This window comes from Kitasatospora sp. NPDC048407 (assembly GCF_043200475.1).
Classification (GTDB): domain Bacteria; phylum Actinomycetota; class Actinomycetes; order Streptomycetales; family Streptomycetaceae; genus Kitasatospora.
In genome coordinates this window covers 1-22,967 of sequence record NZ_JBICXW010000007.1, presented here as the reverse complement: position 1 = coordinate 22,967, position 22,967 = coordinate 1, and the positions used below count along the sequence as shown (strand labels likewise).

The window sequence follows — 22,967 nt, the reverse complement described above, 5'->3', positions numbered from 1 at the left end:
CGATACCGATTGGCGTATCGGCCGCAATCTGTGGCAGGATGACTGAGTTGCTCGGTTGAGTACCGATGCTGCGCGCCTCCCGTCGGGAGGACTGGAAGCGAGTCCCATGTACTCGTCGTTCCCGTGAATGGCCGTTCATGTGCCCACGTGCTGTGTGTGGGTGCAGTGGTGTGTAAGCGACACCGCGGCAGCTGCGGGGCGAAAGTACGGGAATCTTCCGGGAAGCGTATGCGGGGTATCAGCCCGGCTCACCTCTCTCCAGCAGTTTGAAGCCGACGAATCTGTTCGCCGGTTTTTTGCAGGCGCGAGTGCGACACGCCCGAGCGCGGGGGTCGGAGGTGGGTCGCGAGGCAACGTACGACACAAAGGACTACGGAGTAGCCATGGCGGGACAGAAGATCCGCATCCGGCTCAAGGCCTACGACCACGAGGTCATCGACTCCTCGGCGAAGAAGATCGTCGAGACGGTGATCCGCACTGGTGCGCAGGTCGCGGGCCCGGTGCCGCTGCCCACTGAGAAGAACGTTTACTGCGTCATCCGCTCGCCGCACAAGTACAAGGACTCGCGCGAGCACTTCGAGATGCGCACTCACAAGCGTCTGATCGACATCCTCGACCCCACGCCGAAGACGGTTGACTCGCTGATGCGTCTCGACCTGCCGGCGGGCGTCGACATCGAGATCAAGCTCTGAGAGGCGCACCGAAGATGGCTAAGCAGATGAAGGGCATCCTGGGCGAGAAGCTCGGCATGACCCAGGTCTGGGACGAGAACAACCGGGTTGTCCCGGTGACCGTCGTCAAGGCTGGGCCCAATGTCGTGACCCAGGTCCACACCGCCGACAGCCCGGCCGGCTACGACGCCGTCCAGATCGGCTTCGGCGAGATCGACCCCCGCAAGGTGAACAAGCCCCTCCAGGGCCACTTCGCCAAGGCCGGTGTCACCCCCCGCCGCCACCTGGTCGAGCTGCGTACCTCGGACGCTTCCGAGTACACCCTGGGCCAGGAGATCACCGCTGAGCTGTTCGAGGCGGGTGTCAAGGTCGACGTGACCGGCACCTCCAAGGGCAAGGGCTTCGCCGGTGTCATGAAGCGTCACAACTTCAAGGGCCTCGGCGCCGGTCACGGCACCCAGCGCAAGCACCGTTCGCCCGGCTCCATCGGTGGCTGCGCCACCCCGGGTCGTGTGTTCAAGGGCATGCGCATGGCGGGTCGGATGGGTCACGAGCGCGTGACCACCCAGAACCTGACCGTGCACGCGGTCGACGCGGAGAAGGGTCTGCTGCTCATCAAGGGCGCGATCCCGGGTCCGAACGGCGGCCTCGTCCTCGTCCGCACCGCGGCGAAGGGGCTGTGAAGGATATGAGCACCATTGACATTCTGTCGCCGGCCGGCGACAAGGCCGGCAGCGTCGAGCTGCCCGCCGAGATCTTCGACGCCAAGGTCAGCGTTCCGCTGATGCACCAGGTCGTCGTCGCGCAGCTCGCTGCGGCCCGTCAGGGCACTCACAAGGTCAAGCGTCGTGGCGAGGTCCGTGGTGGCGGCAAGAAGCCGTACCGCCAGAAGGGCACCGGTCGCGCCCGCCAGGGTTCGACCCGCGCGCCGCAGTTCGCCGGTGGTGGCGTCGTGCACGGTCCCGTGCCGCGTGACTACTCGCAGCGGACCCCGAAGAAGATGATCGCCGCCGCCCTGCGCAGCGCGCTCACCGACCGGGCCCGTCACGAGCGCATCCACGTCGTGACCGGCGTGACCGCGACCGAGGCGCCGTCGACCAAGGCCGCCAAGGCCCTGTTCGGCAAGATCTCCGAGCGCAAGAACCTCCTCCTGGTGGTCGAGCGCGAGGACGAGCTGGGCATCCTGTCCGCTCGCAACCTGGCGAACGTGCACATCCTGGACGCCGGCCAGCTGAACACCTACGACGTGCTCGTCTCCGACGATGTGGTCTTCACCCAGGCCGCCTTCGAGCGTTTCGTGGCCGGTCCGGCCGCGTCCGCCAAGGCCGTTGCTGCTGAGGGCGAGCTCGAAGGGACTGCCGCCTGATGAGCGAGATCACCTCCAAGACGTTCACGGACCCCCGTGACGTCCTGATCAAGCCGGTCATCTCGGAGAAGAGCTACTCGCTCCTCGACGAGAACAAGTACACGTTCGTCGTGGCGCCGGGTGCCAACAAGACCCAGATCAAGCAGGCCGTCGAGTCGGTCTTCTCGGTCAAGGTCGAGGCCGTGAACACGCTGAACCGCCAGGGCAAGCGCAAGCGCTCCAAGACGGGCTTCGGCAAGCGCAAGGACACCAAGCGCGCGATCGTGACGCTGGCCGAGGGCAACCGCATCGACATCTTCGGTGGTCCGGTCTCCTGACGCCACGTCAGGGACTGCGATCGTCGTAAAGGACGAGGACAGAAATGGGTATCCGCAAGTACAAGCCGACTACGCCGGGCCGTCGTGGCTCGAGCGTGGCCGACTTCGTCGAAATCACGCGGTCCACGCCGGAGAAGTCGCTGGTTCGCCCGCTGCACAGCAAGGGCGGCCGTAACAACGCCGGTCGTGTCACTGCTCGCCACCAGGGTGGCGGTCACAAGCGCGCCTACCGTCTGATCGACTTCCGTCGTCACGACAAGGACGGCGTGCCGGCCAAGGTCGCTCACATCGAGTACGACCCCAACCGCACCGCGCGCATCGCGCTCCTGCACTACGCGGACGGCGAGAAGCGCTACATCATCGCCCCCCGTGGCGTTGCGCAGGGTGACCGGATCGAGAACGGCGCTGGCGCCGACATCAAGCCGGGCAACAACCTGCCGCTCCGCAACATCCCGGTCGGTACCACCATTCACGCGGTGGAGCTCCGTCCCGGCGGTGGCGCCAAGCTGGCCCGTTCCGCGGGTTCCGGCATTCAGCTGCTCGCCCGTGAGGGTCGCATGGCGCACCTGCGCATGCCCTCCGGTGAGATCCGCCTGGTGGACGCGCGCTGCCGCGCGACCGTCGGCGAGGTCGGCAACGCCGAGCAGTCGAACATCAACTGGGGCAAGGCCGGCCGTATGCGCTGGAAGGGCGTCCGCCCGACCGTGCGTGGTGTGGCCATGAACCCGATCGACCACCCGCACGGTGGTGGTGAGGGTAAGACCTCCGGTGGTCGCCACCCGGTCTCGCCGTGGGGCAAGCCCGAGGGCCGCACCCGTCGCCCGAACAAGGCGTCGGACAAGCTCATCGTGCGCCGCCGCAAGACCAACAAGAAGCGCTAGGAGCAGGTCAGATGCCGCGCAGTCTCAAGAAGGGCCCCTTCATCGACGGCCACCTTCAGAAGAAGGTGGACGTGCAGAACGAGGCGGGCACGCAGAACGTCATCAAGACCTGGTCCCGTCGTTCCGTGATCTCCCCGGCCATGCTCGGCCACACGATCGCGGTTCACGATGGCCGCAAGCACGTCCCGGTGTTCGTCACCGAGTCGATGGTCGGCCACAAGCTCGGCGAGTTCGCTCCCACGCGCACCTTCAAGGGGCACGTGAAGGAAGACCGCAAGTCGAAGCGTCGCTAATCGCTTCCGAGCTGTAGCGCCAGAACGACAAAGTGACTTACTCCATTAAGGGGACAACCATGGAAGCCAGGGCCCAGGCGCGGTACATCCGCGTCACGCCCATGAAGGCCCGCCGCGTGGTGGACCTCATCCGTGGCCTGCCGGCCACGGAGGCCCAGGCGGTCCTGCGTTTCGCTCCGCAGGCTGCCACCGTGCCGGTCGGCAAGGTGCTCAACAGCGCCATTGCCAACGCCGCGCACAACTACAACCACTCCAACGTGGACGACCTCTACATCTCCGAGGCGTACGTTGACGAGGGTCCGACCCTGAAGCGGTTCCGTCCGCGTGCCCAGGGCCGTGCCTACCGGATCCGCAAGCGGACCAGCCACATCACCGTGGTCGTCAGCAGCAAGGAAGGGACCCGGTAATGGGCCAGAAGGTTAACCCGCACGGGTTCCGCCTCGGCATCAGCACGGACTTCAAGTCCCGCTGGTACGCCGACAAGCTGTACAAGGACTACGTCAAGGAAGACGTCGCGATCCGTCGTCTCATGACGAAGGGCATGGAGCGCGCCGGCATCTCGAAGGTTGAGATCGAGCGCACCCGTGACCGCGTCCGCGTGGACATCCACACCGCCCGTCCGGGCATCGTGATCGGCCGCCGCGGCGCGGAGGCCGACAAGATCCGGGGCAACCTGGAGAAGCTGACCGGCAAGCAGGTCCAGCTGAACATCCTCGAGGTCAAGAACCCCGAGCTGGACGCCCAGCTCGTGGCTCAGGGCGTCGCGGAGCAGCTGTCCTCCCGTGTCTCCTTCCGTCGCGCCATGCGTAAGAGCATGCAGTCGACCATGAAGGCCGGCGCCAAGGGCATCAAGGTCCAGTGCTCCGGTCGTCTCGGCGGCGCCGAGATGAGCCGTTCGGAGTTCTACCGCGAAGGCCGTGTGCCGCTGCACACCCTGCGCGCGAACGTCGACTACGGCTTCTTCGAGGCCAAGACCACCTTCGGCCGCATCGGCGTGAAGGTCTGGATCTACAAGGGCGACGTCAAGAACATCGCCGAGGTCCGCGCTGAGAACGCCGCTGCCCGCTCCGGCAACCGTCCGGCCCGTCCCGAGGGCGGTCGTCCCGCTCGCGGTGGCGAGCGCCGCGGTGGCGAGCGCGGTGGCCGTGGCCGTCGTCCCGCCGCTGCTGCTGCCGAGGCTCAGGCCCCGGCTGCCGCCGCCGAGGCTCCGGCTGCTGAGAACACCGGAACGGAGGCCTGACCCCCATGCTGATCCCCCGTCGGGTCAAGCACCGCAAGCAGCACCACCCGAAGCGCCGCGGCGCTGCCAAGGGTGGCACCGAGCTGGCGTTCGGCCAGTTCGGCATCCAGGCCGTGACCCCGGCCTACGTGACGAACCGTCAGATCGAGTCCGCTCGTATCGCGATCACCCGTCACATCCGTCGTGGCGGCAAGGTCTGGATCAACATCTACCCGGACCGCCCGCTCACCAAGAAGCCGGCCGAAACCCGCATGGGTTCCGGTAAGGGTTCGCCGGAGTGGTGGATCGCGAACGTGCACCCGGGTCGGGTCATGTTCGAACTGTCGTACCCGAACGAGAAGATTGCCCGCGAGGCGCTCACGCGTGCCGCGCACAAGCTTCCGATGAAGTGCCGGATCGTTCGGCGCGAGGACGGTGAGAGCTGATGTCGGCCGCTACCAAGGCTGCTGAGCTTCGCGAACTGGACAACGAGGCCCTCGTTGCCAAGCTCCGTGAGGCCAAGGAGGAGCTGTTCAACCTCCGCTTCCAGGCGGCGACCGGGCAGCTCGACAACCACGGACGGCTCCGGCTGGTCCGTAAGGACATCGCGCGGATCTACACCCTGATGCGCGAGCGCGAGCTGGGCATCGAGACGGTGGAGAACGCCTGATGACTGAGAACACCAACGAGACGCGCGGTTTCCGCAAGACCCGCGAGGGTCTCGTCGTCAGCGACAAGATGGACAAGACCGTCGTCGTCGCCGTCGAGGACCGCGTCAAGCACGCGCTGTACGGCAAGGTCATCCGCCGTACCAACAAGCTGAAGGCGCACGACGAGCAGAACGCGTGCGGTGTCGGCGACCGTGTCCTCCTGATGGAGACCCGGCCGCTGTCCGCGACGAAGCGCTGGCGCGTCGTCGAGATCCTCGAGAAGGCCAAGTAACAAGGTTGTTCGCGGTACGGCCGTATGTGCACCAGGTCCCCAGGGACGCGGGTGTGAGCAGCGGCCGGCCCGTCAACACTTGTTGACGATCAGGAGAAAGCTGTGATCCAGCAGGAGTCGCGACTGCGCGTCGCCGACAACACGGGTGCGAAGGAAATCCTCTGCATCCGCGTTCTCGGTGGCTCCGGTCGCCGCTACGCCGGTATCGGCGACGTCATCGTCGCCACCGTCAAGGACGCGATCCCCGGCGGTTCGGTGAAGAAGGGCGACGTCGTGAAGTGCGTCGTCGTTCGCACCGTCAAGGAGCGCCGCCGTCCGGACGGCTCGTACATCCGTTTCGACGAGAACGCCGCTGTCGTTCTCAAGAACACCGATGGCGACCCCCGCGGTACCCGCATCTTCGGCCCGGTGGGCCGCGAGCTGCGCGACAAGAAGTTCATGAAGATCATCTCGCTGGCGCCGGAGGTGCTCTGACCCATGGCGAACAGCATGAAGATCAAGAAGGGTGACCTGGTCCAGGTCATCACCGGCAAGGACAAGGGCAAGCAGGGCAAGGTCATTCAGGCCATGCCGGCTGACAACAAGGTCCTGGTCGAGGGTGTCAACCGGGTCAAGAAGCACACCAAGCCGGGTCCCGGTACCCAGGGTGGCATCGTGACCGTCGAGGCCCCGGTGCACGTCTCCAACGTCCAGCTGGTCGTGGAGAAGGACGGCAAGAAGGTCGTTACCCGCGTCGGCTACCGCTTCGACGACCAGGGCAACAAGATCCGCGTTGCCAAGCGGACGGGTGAGGACATCTGATGTCTGAGACGACTGTTGAGAAGGTGGCCCCCCGCCTCAAGGAGAAGTACAACTCCGAGGTCAAGGGCCAGCTGAACGAGCAGTTCTCGTACGAGAACGTCATGCTGATCCCCGGCCTGGTCAAGGTCGTGGTCAACATGGGTGTCGGCGAGGCTGCCCGTGACAGCAAGCTGATCGAAGGTGCCATCAAGGACCTGACCGCGATCACCGGTCAGAAGCCGGCCGTCACCAAGGCCCGCAAGTCCATCGCGCAGTTCAAGCTGCGCGAGGGCCAGCCGATCGGTGCCCACGTCACCCTCCGTGGTGACCGCATGTGGGAGTTCGTGGACCGTCTGGTGTCGCTGGCTCTGCCGCGTATCCGTGACTTCCGCGGCCTCTCGCCGAAGCAGTTCGACGGCCGTGGCAACTACACCTTCGGTCTGACCGAGCAGGTCATGTTCCACGAGATCGACCAGGACAAGGTCGACCGTCAGCGCGGTATGGACATCACCGTCGTGACCACCGCTCAGACCGACGATGAGGGCCGGGCGCTGCTGCGCGCTCTGGGCTTCCCGTTCAAGGAGGCGTGAGCCATGGCGAAGAAGGCCCTGATCGCTAAGTCCGAGCGCAAGCCGAAGTTCGGCGTCCGGGCGTACACCCGGTGCCAGCGCTGCGGCCGTCCGCACTCGGTGTACCGCAAGTTCGGCCTTTGCCGTGTGTGCCTCCGTGAGATGGCGCACCGCGGCGAGCTGCCGGGCGTGACCAAGAGCTCCTGGTAATCCCTTACCAGCTGCTCTGACCAGCGAAGCAGTGTGCCCGACCCCCCGGCTTTTGGAGTCCCGCGAGGGATCCCGTAAGGTTGCGGGGTCGGGCCCCTGCCGCGGCGTCTTTTCCCGGACGTTCCGTGGCTCTCTGAGTGAGGGCTCGCGCAACCCAGTCTTACTACGACGTAGGTCCCCTGCGCTTGTGCCCCTTTCGCACTCTTTCACGAGTGCGCGGAGGGGGACCTGGTGCGGAGAAACCACGGCGAGAGAGGCCTGAGGCCACCATGACCATGACCGACCCGATCGCAGACATGCTCACTCGTCTGCGTAACGCGAACTCGGCGTACCACGACTCTGTCGTGATGCCGTCGAGCAAGATCAAGGCGCACGTCGCCGAGATCCTGCAGCAGGAGGGTTACATCTCCTCCTACAAGGTTGAGGACCCCACCGAGAACGAGGTCGGCAAGAAGCTGACCATCGAGCTCAAGTTCGGTCCGAACCGTGAGCGCTCCATCGCCGGCATCAAGCGCATCAGCAAGCCGGGTCTGCGTGTTTACGCAAAGTCCACCAACCTGCCGAAGGTTCTCGGCGGCCTGGGCGTGGCGATCATCTCCACGTCCTCCGGCCTCCTGACCGACAAGCAGGCCGCCAAGAAGGGCGTAGGCGGAGAAGTTCTCGCCTACGTCTGGTAATTCGGGAAACGGAGGTACAGCAATGTCGCGCATTGGACGGCTGCCCATCCAGGTTCCCGCTGGTGTGGACGTCACCATCGACGGCCAGACGGTCTCGGTGAAGGGCCCCAAGGGCTCGCTCACCCACGTCGTCGCCGCGCCGATCGAGATCGGCAAGGGCGAGGACGGCACTCTGGTCGTCACCCGCCCGAACGACGAGCGTCAGTCGAAGGCCCTGCACGGCCTGTCGCGCACGCTGGTGGCGAACATGATCACCGGCGTGACCGCGGGCTACCGCAAGTCGCTGGAGATCAGCGGTGTCGGTTACCGAGTCACGGCGAAGGGCTCCAACATGGAGTTCGCGCTGGGCTACAGCCACCCGATTCTGGTCGAGGCGCCGGAGGGCATCTCCTTCGTCGTCGAGTCGCCCACCAAGTTCCACGTGGACGGCACCGACAAGCAGAAGGTCGGCGAGATCGCCGCGAAGATCCGCAAGCTGCGCAAGCCCGACCCGTACAAGGCCAAGGGCGTCAAGTACGCGGGCGAGGTCATCCGCCGCAAGGTCGGAAAGAGTGGTAAGTAAGCGATGAGCGTCTCTGTCAAGATCGGCAAGGGCAACGCCTACAAGAACGCCGCCCGCAAGCGCCGCGCCATTCGCGTTCGTAAGCGCGTCGTCGGCACCGAGGTGCGTCCGCGCCTCGTCGTGACGCGTTCGAACCGCCACATGGTCGCCCAGGTCATCGACGACGCCAAGGGTCACACCCTGGCGTCGGCGTCCACCCTCGACGTGTCCATCAAGGGCGCCGAGGGCGACAAGACCGAGCTGGCCAAGAAGGTCGGAAGCCTGGTCGCCGAGCGCGCCAAGGCTGCCGGCGTCGAGTCGGTCGTCTTCGACCGCGCGGGCAACCGGTACGCCGGCCGCATCGCCGCTCTGGCGGACGCGGCTCGCGAGGCCGGGCTCGACTTCTAAGCCGCTCGTCGACTCTGTCGGCGGACGTAAACGAGAGAGGTAATTCCAATGGCTGGACCCCAGCGCCGCGAAGGCGGCGCCGGTCGCGGCACGGGTGGCGAGCGGCGCGACCGTAAGCGTGACGAGCGGGGCGGCGCCCCGGTCGCCGAGAAGACTGCTTACGTCGAGCGCGTCGTCGCGATCAACCGTGTCGCCAAGGTTGTCAAGGGTGGTCGTCGTTTCAGCTTCACCGCGCTGGTCGTGGTGGGCGACGGTGACGGCACCGTTGGTGTCGGCTACGGCAAGGCGAAGGAGGTTCCGGCCGCCATCGCCAAGGGTGTTGAGGAGGCCAAGAAGAACTTCTTCAAGGTCCCCCGTATCCAGGGCACCATCCCGCACCCGATCCAGGGCGAGAAGGCCGCCGGCGTCGTGCTGCTGAAGCCGGCGTCCCCCGGTACCGGTGTTATCGCCGGTGGCCCGGTGCGTGCCGTCCTGGAGTGCGCCGGCGTTCACGACATCCTGTCGAAGTCGCTCGGCTCGGACAACGCGATCAACATCGTGCACGCCACCGTGGCTGCTCTGAAGGGCCTCGTGCGCCCCGAGGAGATCGCCGCCCGTCGTGGCCTGCCCCTGGAGGACGTGGCCCCGGCCGCGCTGCTCCGGGCCCGTGCGGCTGGGGTGAGCGCCTGATGGCTCGCCTGAAGGTCACCCAGACCAAGTCGTACATCGGTAGCAAGCAGAACCACCGTGACACCCTCCGTTCGCTCGGCCTGAAGCGGCTGAACGACACCGTGGTGAAGGAGGACCGCCCGGAGATCCGCGGCATGGTCCACACCGTTCGCCACCTGGTCACGGTCGAGGAGGTGGACTGAAATGGCGGACAACTCCCCCATCAAGATCCACAACCTGCGTCCGGCGCCCGGCGCCAAGACCGACAAGATCCGCGTCGGTCGTGGTGAGGGCTCCAAGGGTAAGACCGCAGGTCGTGGTACCAAGGGCACCAAGGCCCGCTACCAGGTTCCGCAGCGCTTCGAGGGTGGCCAGATGCCCCTCCACATGCGCCTGCCGAAGCTGAAGGGCTTCAAGAACCCGGCCCACAAGCAGTTCCAGGTCGTGAACCTGGACCGCCTGGCCGAGCTCTACCCGAACGGTGGCGAGGTCACCGTCGCCGACCTGGTCGCGAAGGGCGCCGTTCGCAAGAACGAGCTCGTCAAGGTTCTCGGCCAGGGCGACATCGCGGTTGCGCTGCAGGTGACGGTTGACGCCGTCTCCGGCTCCGCCACCGAGAAGATCACCGCCGCGGGCGGCTCGGTCACCGAGCTGCTGTGACGTCGCTGATCTGACGCACGGACAGAAACCGGGCCCCGCACTCCTCTTGAGAAAGAGGGGGCGGGGCCCGGCTTCGTTCCGGCTTGAACAGCTGTGCTGTATTTGTGTGTCAAACCCGGGCAAGCCGTACCCCATGCGTGGGGGAGCGGCAGTGCGCGCTTCTGTCGAGCACCCGGGCACTGTTAGAGTCCGTGAAGTTCCCTTACCCCACATCAGGACCGACCCTTCCGCCGACGACGCGCGGGAGGCGCAGGAGGCACCGTGCTCAGTGCGTTCGCGCGGGCGTTCCAGACGCCCGACCTGCGCAAGAAGCTGCTGTTCACGCTGGGCATCATGGTGCTGTTCCGGCTGGGCGCCCACATTCCGATGCCCGGAATCAACTTCGAGGCCGTTCACGCGTGCGTGGCAGGCCAGAAGGAGGGCCTGTTCGGGCTGGTCAACCTGTTCAGTGGCAACGCGCTGCTGCAGTTGACCATCTTCGCGCTCGGCATCATGCCGTACATCACGGCCAGCATCATCCTGCAGCTGCTCACCGTGGTCATCCCGCGGCTGGAGGCCCTGAAGAAGGAGGGGCAGTCCGGCCAGGCGAAGATCACCCAGTACACCCGTTACCTGACCATCGCGCTCGCGGTGCTGCAGGGCACCGGCATTCTCGCGACCGCGTCCAGCGGCGCGCTGTTCTCCGGCTGCCCGCAGGGTCAGAACATCGTTCCGGACCAGTCGATCTTCCGGATCGCCACCATGGTGATCATCATGACCGCCGGCACCACGGTGATCATGTGGCTGGGTGAGCTGATCACCGACCGCGGTATCGGCAACGGCATGTCCATCCTGATCTTCACCTCGATCGCGGCCGGCTTCCCCGGCTCGATGTGGGCCATCAAGGGCTCCGGCAAGCTGCTGGACGGCTGGGGCGAGTTCGCCGCGGTCATCCTGGTCGGCATCATCGTGGTCTGCCTGGTCATCTTCGTCGAGCAGGCCCAGCGCCGGATCCCGGTCCAGTACGCGAAGCGGATGGTCGGCCGCCGGTCGTTCGGTGGTACGTCGACCTACATCCCGCTGAAGGTCAACCAGGCCGGTGTGATCCCGGTCATCTTCGCCTCCTCGCTGCTGTACATCCCGGCGCTGGTGGTGCAGCTGACCAACTCGCAGGCGGGCTGGGCGATTTGGATCAAGAACCACTTCATCAAGGGTGACCACCCGATCTACATGGCCACCTACTTCGTGCTGATCGTGTTCTTCGCGTTCTTCTACGTCGCCATCTCCTTCAACCCCGAAGAAGTTGCCGACAATATGAAGAAGTATGGTGGGTTCATCCCGGGCATCCGGGCCGGCCGACCGACGGCCGAGTACCTGAACTACGTGCTCACCCGCATCACGTGGCCGGGTTCGCTGTACCTGGGCCTGATCGCGTTGATCCCGATGGTCGCCCTCGTCGCCTTCGGGCAGCAGACCAACTTCCCGTTCGGCGGCACTTCCGTGCTCATCGTCGTCGGCGTCGGACTCGAAACTGTGAAGCAGATCGAGAGCCAGCTCCAGCAGCGTAATTACGAAGGGTTCCTCCGCTGATGCGTATCGTCCTCGTCGGACCCCCCGGGGCCGGGAAGGGTACTCAGGCGCACGTTCTGGCCAAGACCCTGTCCATTCCCCACATCTCCACGGGTGACCTGTTCCGTGCCAACATCAGCCAGGGCACCCCGCTGGGTGTCGAGGCGAAGGCATACATGGACGCCGGGCGCCTGGTGCCCGACGAGGTCACCATCGGGATGGCCAAGGACCGCATGCTCCAGGAGGACGCCGCCAACGGCTTCCTGCTGGACGGGTTCCCGCGCAACCTCGGCCAGGCGGAGGCGCTGGACGCCTTCCTGACCGAGCAGGGCATCGCGCTGGACGGCGTGCTGGACCTTGAGGTCCCCGAGGACGAGGTCGTCAAGCGGATCGCCGGTCGCCGGCTGTGCCGCAAGAACGGCGCCCACGTCTTCCACGTGGCGTACAACCCGCCGAAGACCGAGGGCGTCTGCGACGAGTGCGGCGGCGAGCTGTACCAGCGCTCGGACGACACCGAGGAAGCCGTGCGGGTCCGGTTGGAGGAGTACCACTCCAAGACCGAGCCGATCATCGGCTACTACCAGGAGCAGGGCCTGCTGGTCACCATCTCCGCCCTCGGCAAGGTGGACGAGGTGACCGAGCGCGCGGTCGCCGCCCTGGAGAAGAACAAGAACGCCTGAGCCACGTGCCAGTGAGACGGCCGGGTCGCCCCGAAGCGGGCGGCCCGGCCGTCTCGGCGTCGTACGGTGGAAGGCAGTCAGACATCGGAACGTGGAAGGCGTTGACCAGATGGTGGAGATCAAGACCCCCGAGCAGATCGCCAAGATGCGGGCGGCCGGGCTGGTCGTCGCCGAGGCCCTGAAGGCGTGCCGCGAGGCGGTCGTCCCGGGGGTGACCACCGGCGAGCTGAACGACATCGCCGACCAGGTCATCGCCAAGCACGGTGCCACCTCGAACTTCCGGGCCGACCACGGCGGCCTGTGGTTCCCGGGCGTGATCTGCGCCTCGGTGAACGAGGAGGTCGTGCACGGCATCCCCGGCGACAAGGTGCTGAAGGCCGGCGACCTGATCTCGATCGACTGCGGCGCGATCCTGGACGGCTGGCACGGCGACGCGGCGATCACCGTCGCGGTCGGCGAGACCGCCGACGAGAACGTGATGCTGTCGAAGGTCACCGAGGGCTCGATGTGGGCCGGCATCGCCCAGATGAAGAAGGGCAACCGCCTGGTCGACGTCTCCCGGGCGATCGAGGGCTTCATCCGGCGCCAGCCGCTGCCGCCGAAGGGCAAGTGGGGCATCACCGAGGGCTACGGCGGCCACGGCATCGGCACCGCCATGCACATGGAGCCGCACGTGCTGAACTACGTGGCCGGCCGCGGCAAGGGCCCGAAGCTGGTGCCCGGCACGGTGCTGGCGATCGAGCCGATGGTCTCGCTCGGCACCCCGCACACGGCGATCCTGGACGACGACTGGACGGTCGTCACCACCGACGGCACCTGGGCCTCGCACTGGGAGCACTCGGTGGCCATCACCGAGCAGGGCCCGCTGGTGCTGACCGCGTTCGACGGCGGCAAGGCGGAGCTGGCCAAGCTGGGCGTCACCGCGGCGCCGGACCCGCTGGGCTGATCCCGCAGGGGCGGCACGCGCGGCAGCCGGCGGTTTGAGGGACATGTCTCAAAGTGGCTGATCGAGGCCCGGGGGTTTTGACCCCCGGGCCTCTTGTCCTATTTTCGTCAGCTGGTACCCGTAGCAGCTACCCCAGGAGAGACAGTGCTCAAGGGCTTCCGCGACTTCATGATGCGCGGCAACGTCATCGACATGGCCGTCGGTGTGGTCATCGGTGCCGCGTTCACCGGAGTCGTGACCGGCTTCGTGACCGCGTTCCTCACCCCGGTGCTCGGCGTGGTGGTCGGCGCGGCCGGCGACTTCAGCGCGTACAAGGCCACGGTGGCCGGCGTGACCTTCCCGTACGGCCAGTTCCTGAACGTGCTGATCGCGTTCGTCCTGACCGCCGCGGTGCTGTACTTCTGCGTGGTGCTGCCGGTCTCCAAGGCCACCGCCCGGTACATGCCGAAGAAGCCCGCCACGCCCAAGCGGCCGTGCCCCGAGTGCCTGACCGAGATCCCCGAGGCGGCCCGTCGCTGCTCGGCGTGCACCGCCGTGGTGGAGCCGGTGGTGCCCATCCAGGTGATGGCCAAGGGCTGAGAATTTCGCGTCGACGTGGTGCCTGGTTTACGATGGTGCGTCGGCTCTCTCGTAGCGTGTTTCGGCACGCCCTCAGCCCAGGAGGTCTCTCCCGGGTGGAGGTGAAGCCTGGTTCGCACGAGCGTTCCGCATACGGTAGCCGGACCCGAAGGGTGGATCTCGCAGTTCATGGCTAAGAAGCAAGGCGCCATTGAGATCGAGGGCACCGTGATCGAGTCTCTTCCGAACGCGATGTTCAAGGTCGAGCTGCAGAACGGTCACAAGGTCCTCGCGCACATCAGCGGCAAGATGCGCATGCACTACATCCGCATCCTTCCGGATGACCGGGTCGTGGTGGAGCTCAGCCCCTACGACCTGACCCGCGGCCGGATCGTCTACCGCTACAAGTAGGAACAACCCCTCGTCCTGACGAGGGGCTTGCCAGATCGAGACCCCGGAGAACCTGGATCATGAAGGTCAAGCCGAGCGTCAAGAAGATCTGCGACAAGTGCAAGGTGATCCGCCGTCACGGCCGGGTCATGGTGATCTGCGACAACCTGCGCCACAAGCAGCGCCAGGGCTGAGTCACCCCCAGCATTTCTCGTAGTACCTTCGCGCGACGCGCATCAACGTCATACGCGGGCCGCCCGATCCGTCCGAACAGGACGGACTGCCACCCCCGGTCAGAGGCCGGGGCTCCCTGTCGAGAGACAGCGAGTAGGCGGCTCGTCAGACCTCTGAAGAACCACAGGAGCCATCAATGGCACGCCTCGCCGGCGTTGATCTCCCCCGCGAAAAGCGGATCGAGATCGCCCTCACCTACGTCTACGGCATCGGCCGTACCCGCGCCCAGCAGACGCTGGTCGAGACCGGTGTGAGCCCGGACGTCCGCGTCCGCGACATCACCGAGGAAGACCTCGTCAAGCTGCAGAAGTTCATCGACGCGAACTTCGAGGTCGAGGGTGACCTCCGCCGCGCCGTCGCCGCCGACATCCGCCGCAAGGTCGAGATCGGCTGCTACGAGGGCCTGCGTCACCGCCGTGGCCTGCCGGTCCGCGGTCAGCGCACCCACACCAACGCGCGTACCCGCAAGGGCCCGCGTCGCGCGATCGCCGGTAAGAAGAAGCCGGGCAAGAAGTAGTCCGTCCCGTCAACCGGACATCCCTCCGGCCCGCGGGATAGCGGACCGACCACCTCAGTAGGAGAACAGACTTATGCCCCCCAAGGGTCGTCAGGCTGCCGGCGCGAAGAAGATCCGCCGCAAGGAGAAGAAGAACGTCGCTCACGGGCACGCCCACATCAAGAGCACGTTCAACAACACCATCGTTTCGATCACCGACCCCTCGGGCAACGTGATCTCCTGGGCCTCCGCCGGTCACGTCGGTTTCAAGGGCTCGCGCAAGTCCACCCCGTTCGCCGCGCAGATGGCCGCCGAGGCCGCTGCCCGTCGCGCGCAGGAGCACGGCATGCGCAAGGTCGACGTCTTCGTCAAGGGTCCGGGCTCCGGCCGCGAGACCGCGATCCGTTCGCTCCAGGCCACCGGCCTGGAGGTCGGCTCGATCCAGGACGTCACCCCCACCCCGCACAACGGCTGCCGTCCGCCGAAGCGCCGCCGCGTTTGATCCGGTGCCTTCGGGCGCACGGATAGCGTTTTAAACCTTGTACGGGGTCCCGTTTTGTGCGGGACCCCGTACGCTTGACTCCATCGGCATCAAATAGTGGGTGCCGAAGACAACTGGAGGATCCAGAACATGCTTATCGCTCAGCGTCCTTCGCTGACCGAAGAGGTTGTCGACGAGTTCCGCTCGCGGTTCGTCATCGAGCCGCTGGAGCCGGGCTTCGGCTACACCCTCGGCAACTCGCTCCGTCGCACGCTCCTCTCCTCGATCCCGGGTGCCGCTGTCACCAGCATCCGCATCGACGGTGTCCTGCACGAGTTCACCACCGTGCCGGGCGTCAAGGAGGACGTCACCGACCTCATCCTGAACATCAAGCAGCTGGTCGTCTCCTCGGAGCACGACGAGCCGGTCGTGATGTACCTGCGCAAGCAGGGCCCGGGTGTGGTCACCGCCGCCGACATCGCGCCCCCGGCCGGTGTCGAGGTGCACAACCCCGAGCTGGTCCTCGCCACCCTGAACGGCAAGGGCAAGCTGGAGATGGAGCTGACCGTCGAGCGCGGTCGCGGCTACGTCTCCGCCGTGCAGAACAAGGCTTCCGGCCAGGAGATCGGCCGCATCCCGGTCGACTCGATCTACAGCCCCGTGCTGAAGGTCACCTACAAGGTCGAGGCCACCCGTGTCGAGCAGCGCACCGACTTCGACAAGCTGATCGTCGACGTCGAGACCAAGCCCGCCATGCGTCCGCGCGACGCGATGGCGTCGGCCGGTAAGACCCTGGTCGAGCTGTTCGGCCTGGCCCGCGAGCTGAACGTCGACGCCGAGGGCATCGACATGGGTCCGTCCCCGACGGACGCCGCCCTGGCCGCGGACCTGGCGCTGCCGATCGAGGAGCTGGAGCTCACGGTCCGCTCCTACAACTGCCTCAAGCGCGAGGGCATCCACACCGTGGGTGAGCTCGTTGCCCGCTCGGAGGCCGACCTGCTCGACATCCGCAACTTCGGTGCGAAGTCGATCGACGAGGTCAAGGCGAAGCTGGCCGGCATGGGCCTGGCCCTCAAGGACAGCCCGCCCGGATTCGACCCGACCGCTGCCGCCGACGCCTTCGGCGCCGACGACCTGGACGACCAGGGCTACGCGGAGACCGAGCAGTACTGAGTTTTGGCACCGGGGGCGGTTCCCAGTGAACCGCCCCCGGCACCATGAAAAGTCGTGCGGACGCGGTGTCCGTACGCCCGCTGCGGTACCTGGTACGGCCGCAGTCGGAGATTCAAGGAGCTGAACATGCCCCGTCCCACCAAGGGCGCCCGCCTCGGCGGCGGCCCGCACCACGAGCCGCTGCTGCTGGCCGGCCTGGCCCGCGAGCTGTTCCAGTACGGCCGCATCACCACCACTGAGGCCAAGGCCCGTCGCCTGCGCCCGCTGGCGGAGAAGCTGATCACCAAGGCGAAGAAGGGCGACATCCACAACCGTCGCCTGGTGCGCAAGACCATCACCGACGTGTCGGTCCTGCACACCCTCTTCACCGAGATCGCCCCGCGGTTCGAGAACCGCCCCGGCGGTTACACCCGCATCACCAAGATCGGCACCCGTCGTGGCGACAACGCCCCGATGGCCGTGATCGAGCTGGTCGAGGGCGAGATCGCCACCAAGGCGACCGTCGCCGAGGCCGAGGCCGCTGCCAAGCGCGCCGTCAAGGAGGCCGACCAGGCCGCCGAGGCCAAGGCCGACGAGGCCGAGACCACCGAGGCCGAGACCACCGAGGCCTGAGCCTCCTAGGTCCGTGACCGGGCCCGCTCTCCCGTCCGACGGGGGAGCGGGCCCGTTCGCATCTCAGCAGCGAGACAGGGGAGTTGGAGTGGTGAACGACTGCGCGGAGCAGCCGCCGGTGAAGGACGGCCCGGCCGACGGGCACACCCGGATCAGGCTGGATCTGGCGTACCACGGCGCGGAGTTCTCCGGCTGGGCCCGGCAGCGCGGACGGCGCACCGTGCAGGGCGAGCTCGAAGACGCACTGCGGATCGTGCTGCGGAGTGAAGAGAACTTCCCGCTCACGGTGGCCGGGCGGACCGACGCCGGGGTGCACGCGCGCGGGCAGGTCGCGCACGTCGACCTGCCGGACGAGCTGTGGGCCCAACACGGCGAGAAGCTGCTGCGCAGGCTCGCCGGGCGGCTGCCGGCCGACGTCCGGGTGTACCGGCTCTCCGAGGCACCGCACGGGTTCGACGCGCGGTTCGCCGCGATCTGGCGGCGGTACGCGTACCGGGTCGCCGACCACCAGGGCGGGGTCGACCCGATGCTGCGCGGGCACGTGCTGTGGCACGACCGGCCGCTGGACGTGGAGAAGATGAACGCCGCCGCGAAGCTGCTCGTCGGCGAGCACGACTTCGCCGCCTACTGCAAGAAGCGCGAGGGCGCGACGACCATCCGCACCCTGCTGGAAGTCCACTGGGAGCGGGTGCCGATCGACCCGTACGCCGCCCAGGAGGGCTCGCTGGCGGTGGCGACGGTGCGGGCGGACGCGTTCTGCCACAACATGGTGCGCGCGCTGGTCGGCGCGATGCTGCTGGTCGGCGACGGGCACCGGCCGGTGGAGTTCCCGGGCGAGGTGCTGGCCGGCGGGGTGCGGAACTCGGCGGTGAACGTCATCCGGCCGCACGGGCTGACGCTGGAGGAGGTCGGGTACCCGGAGGACTCGCTGCTGGCGGAGCGGAATCGGGTTTCGCGGCGGCTTCGGACTCTGGGCGGGGATGCCGCCGAGGGTGCCACGGCAGCTGCGGCGGGCGGATCCGACTGAGGGTGCCCTCCCGCTTCGCGCGGTTCCCCGCGCCCCCGACGGGGCGCGGGTACTCGGGGGGTGACAGGTAATCCGTTTTGTCGCCCGGCGAGGGCTTGGCACAATTCCGTGGCATGGGACACGTCGAGATCTCGCACCTGGAGTACTACCTGCCGGACGGGCGGGTGCTGTTCGACGACGCGTCCTTCCGCGTCGGCGAGGGCGCGGCCGTGGCGCTGGTCGGCGCGAACGGCGCGGGGAAGACCACGCTGCTGCGCATGATCGCGGGGGATGTGCAGCCGCACGGCGGCTCGGTGACGGTGAGCGGCGGGCTGGGCGTGATGCGCCAGTTCGTCGGTACCACCGGCCGGGAGGACGCGAAGGACACCCCGGGTGCGCTGGCCGCCGACGCCTCGGTGCGGGACCTGCTGGTCTCGGTCGCGCCGAAGCGGATCGCGGACGCCGCCCGCCGGGTGGACGCCGCCGAGCTGGCGATGATCGCGCAGGACGACGAGAAGTCGCAGATGGCGTACGCGCAGGCGCTCTCCGACTGGTCGGACGCCGGCGGCTACGAGTACGAGGCCGACTGGGACGTCTGCACCATGGCCGCGCTCGGCATGTCGTTCGACCGCGCGCAGTGGCGGGGTCTGAACACGCTGTCCGGCGGCGAGCAGAAGCGGCTGGTGCTGGAGGCGCTGCTGCGCGGCCCGGACGAGGTGCTGCTGCTGGACGAGCCGGACAACTACCTGGACGTACCGGGCAAGCGCTGGCTGGAAGAGGCGATCCGGGCCACCAACAAGACGGTGCTGTACATCTCGCACGACCGCGAGCTGCTCTCCCGTACCGCCGAGAAGATCATCGCGGTGGAGTCCGGCGCGGCCGGCTCCAGCGTGTGGGTGCACGGTGGCGGCTTCGGCACCTTCCACGAGGCGCGCAAGGCCCGGTTCGAGCGGTTCGAGGAGCTGCGCCGCCGGTGGGACGAGGAGCACGCCAAGCTGAAGAAGCTGGTGGTGACGCTGCGGCAGGCGGCGGCGGTCAGCCACGAGATGGCGTCCCGGTACGCGGCCGCGCAGACCAGGCTGAAGAAGTTCGAGGACGCGGGACCGCCGGAGGCGCCGCCGCGCGAGCAGTCCATCAGCATGCGGCTGAAGGGCGGCCGCACCGGCGTGCGGGCGTTCACCATGCAGGGCCTGGAGCTGACCGGGCTGATGAAGCCGTTCGACCTGGAGATCTTCTACGGCGAGCGGGTCGGCGTGCTGGGCTCGAACGGCTCCGGCAAGTCGCACTTCCTGCGGCTGCTGGCCGGCGACGAGTCGGTGAAGCACGGCGGCACCTGGAAGCTCGGCGCCCGGGTGGTGCCGGGGCACTTCCGGCAGACCCACGCGCACCCGGAGCTGCTGGGCCGCACGGTGCGGGCGATCGTCGAGGAGGAGCACGCGCTGTCCCGCGGCGCCGCGATGTCGGCGCTGCGCCGCTACGAGCTGGACCGGCAGGAGGAGCAGAAGTTCGAGTCGCTGTCCGGCGGGCAGCAGGCCCGGCTGATGATCCTCAAGCTGGAGCTGTCGGGCGTGACGGCGCTGCTGCTGGACGAGCCGACCGACAACCTGGACCTGGAGAGCGCGGAGGCGCTGCAGCAGGGCCTGGAGGCGTTCGACGGCACGGTGCTGTGCGTCACCCACGACCGCTGGTTCGCCCGGACCTTCGACCGGTTCCTGGTGTTCGGCTCGGACGGCCGGGTCTACGAGTCGCCCGAGCCGGTCTGGGACGAGGCCCGGGTCGTCCGGGACCGCTGATTCCGCGGCGGCGATGCCGGGCCGGTTTGGAGTCAGTGCCCCCGGCCCGGTATTGTTGGCTGCTGTTGTGCGTATTGGCTCGCTCTATCTCACGTGAGAGGTCGGTACGCCGGAGACACCACAGGCCGAACTCCAGTGGCCAATGCCCGAATTGCGTCCGGGACGGTTGGCTGGAGGCCCCAGGTCCTGTGTGCTCCTGTCAGGACCCACTCACTGAAAAGCGAAGGCTACGACCGTGCGTACGTACAGCCCCAAGCCCGGCGACGTCCAGCGTCAGTGGCACGTCATCGACGCGACCGACGTCGTGCTCGGCCGCCTGGCCTCCCAGGCCGCCAACCTCCTGCGGGGCAAGCACAAGGCGATCTACGCGCCGCACGTTGACACTGGTGACTTCGTCATCATCATCAACGCCGACAAGGTGCACCTCTCGGGCAACAAGAAGACCCAGAAGCTCGCCTACCGTCACAGCGGCTTCCCGGGCGGTCTCCGCTCGGTGCGCTACGACGACCTGCTGGCGAACAACCCGGAGAAGGCCGTCGAGAAGGCCATCAAGGGCATGGTTCCGAAGAACAGCCTCGGCCGTCAGATGCTCTCGAAGCTGAAGGTCTACTCGGGCGACCAGCACCCGCACGCTGCGCAGCAGCCGGTGCCGTTCGAGATCTCCCAGGTCGCGCAGTAATTCCGGCCACCCACACCCCAACTGACGTAGAAGAGCTGAGGAACACCGTGGCCGAGACTGTCACCGAGACCACCCTCGAGGTCGAATTCGACGACGAGAACGTCGACGAGTACACCACCGAGTCCGAGTACACCACCGAGTCGCTGGCCGGCCGCTTCGGCGAGGCCGTCCCCGGCGCCGGCCTCGGCCGCCGCAAGGAGGCGATCGCCCGCGTGCGCATCGTCCCCGGCACCGGCCAGTGGAAGATCAACGGTCGCACCCTGGAGAACTACTTCCCCAACAAGGTGCACCAGCAGACCGTGAACGAGCCCTTCAAGCTCCTCGAGCTGGACGGCCGTTACGACGTTGTCGCCCGCATCTCGGGTGGCGGCGTCTCCGGTCAGGCCTACGCGCTGCGCCTCGGCGTGGCCCGTGCGCTGAACGAGGCGGACGTGGACAACAACCGCGGCCCGCTGAAGAAGGCCGGCTTCCTGACCCGTGACTCTCGCGCCGTCGAGCGCAAGAAGGCCGGTCTGAAGAAGGCCCGCAAGGCGCCGCAGTACAGCAAGCGCTAATCGCACCCTGCATGCGATCCTCGCCCCGGAGCACTTCGTGCTCCGGGGCGTTGTGCCTCCCGGACTCGTGCGGGGTCCGCGGGGGCTGGTACCAACCGAGCCGCAAGGCGCTGACAGGACGGGACGAACGCGAACATGGCACGACTCTTCGGTACGGACGGGGTGCGCGGGGTGGCCAATGTGGGCCTGACCGCGGAACTGGCGCTCGGCCTGTCAGTGGCCGCCGCCCATGTGCTCGGCGACGCGAACGCGTTCGAGGGGCACCGGCCGGTCGCCGTGGTCGGCCGTGACCCCCGCGCGTCCGGAGAGTTCCTGGAGGCCGCCGTCATCGCCGGCCTGGCCAGCGCCGGCGTCGACGTGCTGCGGGTCGGCGTGCTGCCCACCCCGGCGGTCGCGTACCTGACCGGCGCGCTCGGCGCGGACTTCGGCGTGATGCTCTCCGCCAGCCACAACGCGATGCCCGACAACGGCATCAAGTTCCTCGCCCGCGGCGGCCACAAGCTGGACGACGCCATCGAGGACGCGATCGAGGCGCACTACCGCCGCTACGGCGTCGGTGACGAGACCTGGGAGCGGCCGACCGGCGCCGCGGTGGGCCGGGTCCGCCAGTACAACGAGGGCTTCGACCGGTACGTGGCGCACCTCGTCGCGGTGCTGCCGAACCGGCTGGACGGCGTGAAGGTCGTCATCGACGGCGCGCACGGCGCGGCCGCCCGGGTCGCCCCGGAGGCGTTCGCCCGGGCCGGCGCCGAGGTGGTGTACACCCTGGGCACCGAGCCGACCGGCCTGAACATCAACGACGGCGTCGGCTCCACCCACCTGGACAAGCTGCGCGTCGCGATGAAGGAACACCAGGCCGACCTGGGCATCGCCCTGGACGGCGACGCGGACCGCTGCCTGGCCGCCGACGCCGAGGGCAACGAGGTCGACGGCGACCAGATCCTGGCGATCCTCGCGGTCGCCATGAAGGAAGCGGGCACGCTGCGCCGCAACACCGCGGTGGCCACCGTGATGTCCAACCTCGGCTTCAAGCTGGCGATGGAACGCGAGGGCATCGAGCTGGTGCAGACCGCGGTCGGCGACCGGTACGTGCTGGAGGAGATGAAGCAGCACGGCTTCGCGCTCGGCGGCGAGCAGTCCGGCCACGTGATCCTGCTGGACCACGCCACCACCGGCGACGGCACCCTGACCGGCCTGATGCTCGGCGCCCGGCTGGCCGCCACCAAGCAGCCGCTGGCCGACCTCGCCACCGTGATGACCCGGCTGCCGCAGGTGCTGATCAACGTCAAGGGTGTCGACAAGGACCGGGTCGAGTCCTGCCTCGAACTCCAGGCCGCCGTCGGCGAGGCGGAGGCCGAGCTCGGCACCACCGGCCGGGTGCTGCTGCGCAAGTCCGGCACCGAGCCGCTGGTCAGGGTGATGGTCGAAGCGGTCGGCCACGAGCAGGCCCAGTCGGTCTGCGAGCGCCTTGCCGAATCGGTTCGCCTGCACCTGGGCTGACGGTGCGTCGGGGGGCGGGGCCCCGGGGCCGCCCCCCCCCCGTGGGCCCCCAGCCGACCGCGGCGGCGGGGGGGGGGCGGCCGGGGTGTTGTTAACCCGGCTCCCAAACACGGGGGAGCCCCGGCCGGACGGGTT

Annotated in this window: 36 protein-coding genes; all 36 read left to right on the top strand. The window is 67.6% G+C overall.

All coding sequences use genetic code 11. The features are described 5' to 3' along the window. Positions 1-383 precede the first annotated feature (383 nt). The 36 genes from rpsJ to glmM all read left to right on the top strand — a co-directional run bounded on the left by rpsJ (position 384) and on the right by glmM (position 22,832). Positions 384-692 carry a 30S ribosomal protein S10 gene (gene rpsJ / locus ACGFWJ_RS15680; protein ID WP_012785157.1) on the top strand — a complete coding sequence of 103 codons (309 nt, stop codon included), beginning with the start codon at positions 384-386 and terminating at the stop codon, positions 690-692. Between the two features lie 14 nt (positions 693-706). Next, the gene (rplC, locus tag ACGFWJ_RS15675) at positions 707-1,354 is read left to right on the top strand and encodes a 50S ribosomal protein L3 (protein WP_100587175.1); all 648 of its coding nucleotides are present in this window, start codon (positions 707-709) and stop codon (positions 1,352-1,354) included. Positions 1,355-1,359: 5 nt separating this feature from the next. Then, the gene (rplD, locus tag ACGFWJ_RS15670; RefSeq protein WP_387644451.1) at positions 1,360-2,037 is read left to right on the top strand and encodes a 50S ribosomal protein L4; all 678 of its coding nucleotides are present in this window, start codon (positions 1,360-1,362) and stop codon (positions 2,035-2,037) included. Continuing rightward, on the top strand, positions 2,037-2,354 hold the full coding sequence (rplW, locus tag ACGFWJ_RS15665; RefSeq protein WP_100587177.1) for a 50S ribosomal protein L23: 318 nt from the start codon (positions 2,037-2,039) through the stop codon (positions 2,352-2,354). Before rplD ends, rplW begins: the two co-directional genes overlap by 1 nt. 44 nt (positions 2,355-2,398) lie before the next feature. Further along, entirely contained in the window at positions 2,399-3,235 is an 837-nt protein-coding gene (gene rplB / locus ACGFWJ_RS15660) for a 50S ribosomal protein L2 (RefSeq protein ID WP_043914588.1), read from the top strand. Between the two features lie 11 nt (positions 3,236-3,246). Next, positions 3,247-3,528: a 30S ribosomal protein S19 gene (gene rpsS / locus ACGFWJ_RS15655; RefSeq protein ID WP_043914586.1), complete on the top strand. Its 282-nt coding sequence runs from the start codon at positions 3,247-3,249 to the stop codon at positions 3,526-3,528. 59 nt (positions 3,529-3,587) lie between these two features. Then, positions 3,588-3,935, top strand: coding sequence for a 50S ribosomal protein L22 (rplV, locus tag ACGFWJ_RS15650; RefSeq protein WP_014136282.1), 348 nt, complete (start codon positions 3,588-3,590; stop codon positions 3,933-3,935). Then, positions 3,935-4,768 (top strand): 30S ribosomal protein S3, encoded by an 834-nt coding sequence (rpsC, locus tag ACGFWJ_RS15645; RefSeq protein ID WP_387644456.1) that lies wholly within the window; start codon positions 3,935-3,937, stop codon positions 4,766-4,768. The genes rplV and rpsC overlap by 1 nt, the downstream gene beginning before the upstream one ends. Before the next feature lie 5 nt (positions 4,769-4,773). Beyond that, entirely contained in the window at positions 4,774-5,193 is a 420-nt protein-coding gene (gene rplP, locus ACGFWJ_RS15640; RefSeq protein ID WP_030457415.1) for a 50S ribosomal protein L16, read from the top strand. Continuing rightward, positions 5,193-5,417 (top strand): 50S ribosomal protein L29, encoded by a 225-nt coding sequence (rpmC, locus tag ACGFWJ_RS15635; RefSeq protein WP_030457414.1) that lies wholly within the window; start codon positions 5,193-5,195, stop codon positions 5,415-5,417. The genes rplP and rpmC overlap by 1 nt, the downstream gene beginning before the upstream one ends. Beyond that, positions 5,417-5,689 carry a 30S ribosomal protein S17 gene (gene rpsQ / locus ACGFWJ_RS15630; protein WP_014136278.1) on the top strand — a complete coding sequence of 91 codons (273 nt, stop codon included), beginning with the start codon at positions 5,417-5,419 and terminating at the stop codon, positions 5,687-5,689. Before rpmC ends, rpsQ begins: the two co-directional genes overlap by 1 nt. Positions 5,690-5,791: 102 nt before the next feature. Continuing rightward, the gene (rplN, locus tag ACGFWJ_RS15625) at positions 5,792-6,163 is read left to right on the top strand and encodes a 50S ribosomal protein L14 (RefSeq protein WP_030300391.1); all 372 of its coding nucleotides are present in this window, start codon (positions 5,792-5,794) and stop codon (positions 6,161-6,163) included. A 15-nt stretch (positions 6,164-6,178) separates the two neighbouring features. Then, positions 6,179-6,490 carry a 50S ribosomal protein L24 gene (rplX, locus tag ACGFWJ_RS15620; RefSeq protein WP_035872243.1) on the top strand — a complete coding sequence of 104 codons (312 nt, stop codon included), beginning with the start codon at positions 6,179-6,181 and terminating at the stop codon, positions 6,488-6,490. Then, positions 6,490-7,059 carry a 50S ribosomal protein L5 gene (rplE, locus tag ACGFWJ_RS15615; RefSeq protein ID WP_392949493.1) on the top strand — a complete coding sequence of 190 codons (570 nt, stop codon included), beginning with the start codon at positions 6,490-6,492 and terminating at the stop codon, positions 7,057-7,059. Before rplX ends, rplE begins: the two co-directional genes overlap by 1 nt. A gap of 3 nt (positions 7,060-7,062) precedes the next feature. After that, positions 7,063-7,248, top strand: a complete 186-nt coding sequence (locus ACGFWJ_RS15610) for a type Z 30S ribosomal protein S14 (protein ID WP_008747480.1) — start codon at positions 7,063-7,065, stop codon at positions 7,246-7,248. 269 nt (positions 7,249-7,517) lie between these two features. After that, on the top strand, positions 7,518-7,925 hold the full coding sequence (gene rpsH, locus ACGFWJ_RS15605) for a 30S ribosomal protein S8 (RefSeq protein WP_043914570.1): 408 nt from the start codon (positions 7,518-7,520) through the stop codon (positions 7,923-7,925). Positions 7,926-7,947: 22 nt separating this feature from the next. Further along, positions 7,948-8,487: a 50S ribosomal protein L6 gene (rplF, locus tag ACGFWJ_RS15600; RefSeq protein WP_392949489.1), complete on the top strand. Its 540-nt coding sequence runs from the start codon at positions 7,948-7,950 to the stop codon at positions 8,485-8,487. A gap of 3 nt (positions 8,488-8,490) precedes the next feature. Next, positions 8,491-8,874 carry a 50S ribosomal protein L18 gene (rplR, locus tag ACGFWJ_RS15595; RefSeq protein WP_073807939.1) on the top strand — a complete coding sequence of 128 codons (384 nt, stop codon included), beginning with the start codon at positions 8,491-8,493 and terminating at the stop codon, positions 8,872-8,874. A gap of 48 nt (positions 8,875-8,922) precedes the next feature. Beyond that, entirely contained in the window at positions 8,923-9,543 is a 621-nt protein-coding gene (rpsE, locus tag ACGFWJ_RS15590; RefSeq protein WP_043914567.1) for a 30S ribosomal protein S5, read from the top strand. Continuing rightward, on the top strand, positions 9,543-9,725 hold the full coding sequence (rpmD, locus tag ACGFWJ_RS15585) for a 50S ribosomal protein L30 (RefSeq protein WP_014136270.1): 183 nt from the start codon (positions 9,543-9,545) through the stop codon (positions 9,723-9,725). Before rpsE ends, rpmD begins: the two co-directional genes overlap by 1 nt. A gap of 1 nt (position 9,726) precedes the next feature. Then, the gene (rplO, locus tag ACGFWJ_RS15580) at positions 9,727-10,182 is read left to right on the top strand and encodes a 50S ribosomal protein L15 (protein WP_387644470.1); all 456 of its coding nucleotides are present in this window, start codon (positions 9,727-9,729) and stop codon (positions 10,180-10,182) included. 261 nt (positions 10,183-10,443) lie between these two features. Continuing rightward, positions 10,444-11,751, top strand: a complete 1,308-nt coding sequence (secY, locus tag ACGFWJ_RS15575; protein ID WP_387644473.1) for a preprotein translocase subunit SecY — start codon at positions 10,444-10,446, stop codon at positions 11,749-11,751. Further along, the gene (locus tag ACGFWJ_RS15570; protein ID WP_387644474.1) at positions 11,751-12,410 is read left to right on the top strand and encodes an adenylate kinase; all 660 of its coding nucleotides are present in this window, start codon (positions 11,751-11,753) and stop codon (positions 12,408-12,410) included. The genes secY and ACGFWJ_RS15570 overlap by 1 nt, the downstream gene beginning before the upstream one ends. Before the next feature lie 109 nt (positions 12,411-12,519). Next, complete coding sequence (gene map / locus ACGFWJ_RS15565; protein WP_387644476.1) at positions 12,520-13,356, top strand: type I methionyl aminopeptidase; 837 nt, start codon at positions 12,520-12,522, stop codon at positions 13,354-13,356. 144 nt (positions 13,357-13,500) lie between these two features. Beyond that, positions 13,501-13,935, top strand: a complete 435-nt coding sequence (gene mscL / locus ACGFWJ_RS15560; RefSeq protein ID WP_387644479.1) for a large conductance mechanosensitive channel protein MscL — start codon at positions 13,501-13,503, stop codon at positions 13,933-13,935. 168 nt (positions 13,936-14,103) lie between these two features. After that, positions 14,104-14,325, top strand: coding sequence for a translation initiation factor IF-1 (infA, locus tag ACGFWJ_RS15555; RefSeq protein ID WP_003956442.1), 222 nt, complete (start codon positions 14,104-14,106; stop codon positions 14,323-14,325). A gap of 59 nt (positions 14,326-14,384) precedes the next feature. Next, positions 14,385-14,498, top strand: a complete 114-nt coding sequence (gene rpmJ / locus ACGFWJ_RS15550; protein WP_003956441.1) for a 50S ribosomal protein L36 — start codon at positions 14,385-14,387, stop codon at positions 14,496-14,498. 176 nt (positions 14,499-14,674) lie between these two features. Further along, a complete protein-coding gene (gene rpsM / locus ACGFWJ_RS15545) occupies positions 14,675-15,055 on the top strand; it encodes a 30S ribosomal protein S13 (protein WP_387644481.1) in 381 nt (126 codons plus the stop codon). A 73-nt stretch (positions 15,056-15,128) separates the two neighbouring features. Next, on the top strand, positions 15,129-15,536 hold the full coding sequence (rpsK, locus tag ACGFWJ_RS15540; RefSeq protein WP_014136257.1) for a 30S ribosomal protein S11: 408 nt from the start codon (positions 15,129-15,131) through the stop codon (positions 15,534-15,536). Positions 15,537-15,665: 129 nt separating this feature from the next. Then, on the top strand, positions 15,666-16,688 hold the full coding sequence (locus ACGFWJ_RS15535; protein ID WP_030457404.1) for a DNA-directed RNA polymerase subunit alpha: 1,023 nt from the start codon (positions 15,666-15,668) through the stop codon (positions 16,686-16,688). Positions 16,689-16,814: 126 nt separating this feature from the next. Continuing rightward, complete coding sequence (gene rplQ / locus ACGFWJ_RS15530) at positions 16,815-17,300, top strand: 50S ribosomal protein L17 (protein WP_392949478.1); 486 nt, start codon at positions 16,815-16,817, stop codon at positions 17,298-17,300. A gap of 118 nt (positions 17,301-17,418) precedes the next feature. After that, positions 17,419-18,327 carry a tRNA pseudouridine(38-40) synthase TruA gene (truA, locus tag ACGFWJ_RS15525; RefSeq protein WP_392950002.1) on the top strand — a complete coding sequence of 303 codons (909 nt, stop codon included), beginning with the start codon at positions 17,419-17,421 and terminating at the stop codon, positions 18,325-18,327. Between the two features lie 113 nt (positions 18,328-18,440). Beyond that, complete coding sequence (locus ACGFWJ_RS15520; RefSeq protein WP_392949476.1) at positions 18,441-20,099, top strand: ABC-F family ATP-binding cassette domain-containing protein; 1,659 nt, start codon at positions 18,441-18,443, stop codon at positions 20,097-20,099. Positions 20,100-20,334: 235 nt separating this feature from the next. Then, complete coding sequence (gene rplM / locus ACGFWJ_RS15515; RefSeq protein WP_035863497.1) at positions 20,335-20,778, top strand: 50S ribosomal protein L13; 444 nt, start codon at positions 20,335-20,337, stop codon at positions 20,776-20,778. A 47-nt stretch (positions 20,779-20,825) separates the two neighbouring features. Beyond that, positions 20,826-21,332 (top strand): 30S ribosomal protein S9, encoded by a 507-nt coding sequence (rpsI, locus tag ACGFWJ_RS15510; RefSeq protein WP_387644491.1) that lies wholly within the window; start codon positions 20,826-20,828, stop codon positions 21,330-21,332. Between the two features lie 135 nt (positions 21,333-21,467). After that, positions 21,468-22,832: a phosphoglucosamine mutase gene (gene glmM / locus ACGFWJ_RS15505; protein WP_392949473.1), complete on the top strand. Its 1,365-nt coding sequence runs from the start codon at positions 21,468-21,470 to the stop codon at positions 22,830-22,832. The last annotated feature ends 135 nt before the right edge of the window (positions 22,833-22,967 follow it).

What these genes read in the sequence shown, in the direction of transcription:
- rpsJ (WP_012785157.1), top strand. Translation starts at nt 384, where the DNA reads ATGGCGGGACAGAAGATCCGCATCCGGCTCAAGGCCTACGACCACGAG.
- rplC (WP_100587175.1), top strand. Translation starts at nt 707, where the DNA reads ATGGCTAAGCAGATGAAGGGCATCCTGGGCGAGAAGCTCGGCATGACC.
- rplD (WP_387644451.1), top strand. Translation starts at nt 1,360, where the DNA reads ATGAGCACCATTGACATTCTGTCGCCGGCCGGCGACAAGGCCGGCAGC.
- rplW (WP_100587177.1), top strand. Translation starts at nt 2,037, where the DNA reads ATGAGCGAGATCACCTCCAAGACGTTCACGGACCCCCGTGACGTCCTG.
- rplB (WP_043914588.1), top strand. Translation starts at nt 2,399, where the DNA reads ATGGGTATCCGCAAGTACAAGCCGACTACGCCGGGCCGTCGTGGCTCG.
- rpsS (WP_043914586.1), top strand. Translation starts at nt 3,247, where the DNA reads ATGCCGCGCAGTCTCAAGAAGGGCCCCTTCATCGACGGCCACCTTCAG.
- rplV (WP_014136282.1), top strand. Translation starts at nt 3,588, where the DNA reads ATGGAAGCCAGGGCCCAGGCGCGGTACATCCGCGTCACGCCCATGAAG.
- rpsC (WP_387644456.1), top strand. Translation starts at nt 3,935, where the DNA reads ATGGGCCAGAAGGTTAACCCGCACGGGTTCCGCCTCGGCATCAGCACG.
- rplP (WP_030457415.1), top strand. Translation starts at nt 4,774, where the DNA reads ATGCTGATCCCCCGTCGGGTCAAGCACCGCAAGCAGCACCACCCGAAG.
- rpmC (WP_030457414.1), top strand. Translation starts at nt 5,193, where the DNA reads ATGTCGGCCGCTACCAAGGCTGCTGAGCTTCGCGAACTGGACAACGAG.
- rpsQ (WP_014136278.1), top strand. Translation starts at nt 5,417, where the DNA reads ATGACTGAGAACACCAACGAGACGCGCGGTTTCCGCAAGACCCGCGAG.
- rplX (WP_035872243.1), top strand. Translation starts at nt 6,179, where the DNA reads ATGAAGATCAAGAAGGGTGACCTGGTCCAGGTCATCACCGGCAAGGAC.
- rplE (WP_392949493.1), top strand. Translation starts at nt 6,490, where the DNA reads ATGTCTGAGACGACTGTTGAGAAGGTGGCCCCCCGCCTCAAGGAGAAG.
- ACGFWJ_RS15610 (WP_008747480.1), top strand. Translation starts at nt 7,063, where the DNA reads ATGGCGAAGAAGGCCCTGATCGCTAAGTCCGAGCGCAAGCCGAAGTTC.
- rpsH (WP_043914570.1), top strand. Translation starts at nt 7,518, where the DNA reads ATGACCATGACCGACCCGATCGCAGACATGCTCACTCGTCTGCGTAAC.
- rplF (WP_392949489.1), top strand. Translation starts at nt 7,948, where the DNA reads ATGTCGCGCATTGGACGGCTGCCCATCCAGGTTCCCGCTGGTGTGGAC.
- rplR (WP_073807939.1), top strand. Translation starts at nt 8,491, where the DNA reads ATGAGCGTCTCTGTCAAGATCGGCAAGGGCAACGCCTACAAGAACGCC.
- rpsE (WP_043914567.1), top strand. Translation starts at nt 8,923, where the DNA reads ATGGCTGGACCCCAGCGCCGCGAAGGCGGCGCCGGTCGCGGCACGGGT.
- rpmD (WP_014136270.1), top strand. Translation starts at nt 9,543, where the DNA reads ATGGCTCGCCTGAAGGTCACCCAGACCAAGTCGTACATCGGTAGCAAG.
- rplO (WP_387644470.1), top strand. Translation starts at nt 9,727, where the DNA reads ATGGCGGACAACTCCCCCATCAAGATCCACAACCTGCGTCCGGCGCCC.
- ACGFWJ_RS15570 (WP_387644474.1), top strand. Translation starts at nt 11,751, where the DNA reads ATGCGTATCGTCCTCGTCGGACCCCCCGGGGCCGGGAAGGGTACTCAG.
- map (WP_387644476.1), top strand. Translation starts at nt 12,520, where the DNA reads ATGGTGGAGATCAAGACCCCCGAGCAGATCGCCAAGATGCGGGCGGCC.
- infA (WP_003956442.1), top strand. Translation starts at nt 14,104, where the DNA reads ATGGCTAAGAAGCAAGGCGCCATTGAGATCGAGGGCACCGTGATCGAG.
- rpmJ (WP_003956441.1), top strand. Translation starts at nt 14,385, where the DNA reads ATGAAGGTCAAGCCGAGCGTCAAGAAGATCTGCGACAAGTGCAAGGTG.
- rpsM (WP_387644481.1), top strand. Translation starts at nt 14,675, where the DNA reads ATGGCACGCCTCGCCGGCGTTGATCTCCCCCGCGAAAAGCGGATCGAG.
- rpsK (WP_014136257.1), top strand. Translation starts at nt 15,129, where the DNA reads ATGCCCCCCAAGGGTCGTCAGGCTGCCGGCGCGAAGAAGATCCGCCGC.
- ACGFWJ_RS15535 (WP_030457404.1), top strand. Translation starts at nt 15,666, where the DNA reads ATGCTTATCGCTCAGCGTCCTTCGCTGACCGAAGAGGTTGTCGACGAG.
- rplQ (WP_392949478.1), top strand. Translation starts at nt 16,815, where the DNA reads ATGCCCCGTCCCACCAAGGGCGCCCGCCTCGGCGGCGGCCCGCACCAC.
- ACGFWJ_RS15520 (WP_392949476.1), top strand. Translation starts at nt 18,441, where the DNA reads ATGGGACACGTCGAGATCTCGCACCTGGAGTACTACCTGCCGGACGGG.
- glmM (WP_392949473.1), top strand. Translation starts at nt 21,468, where the DNA reads ATGGCACGACTCTTCGGTACGGACGGGGTGCGCGGGGTGGCCAATGTG.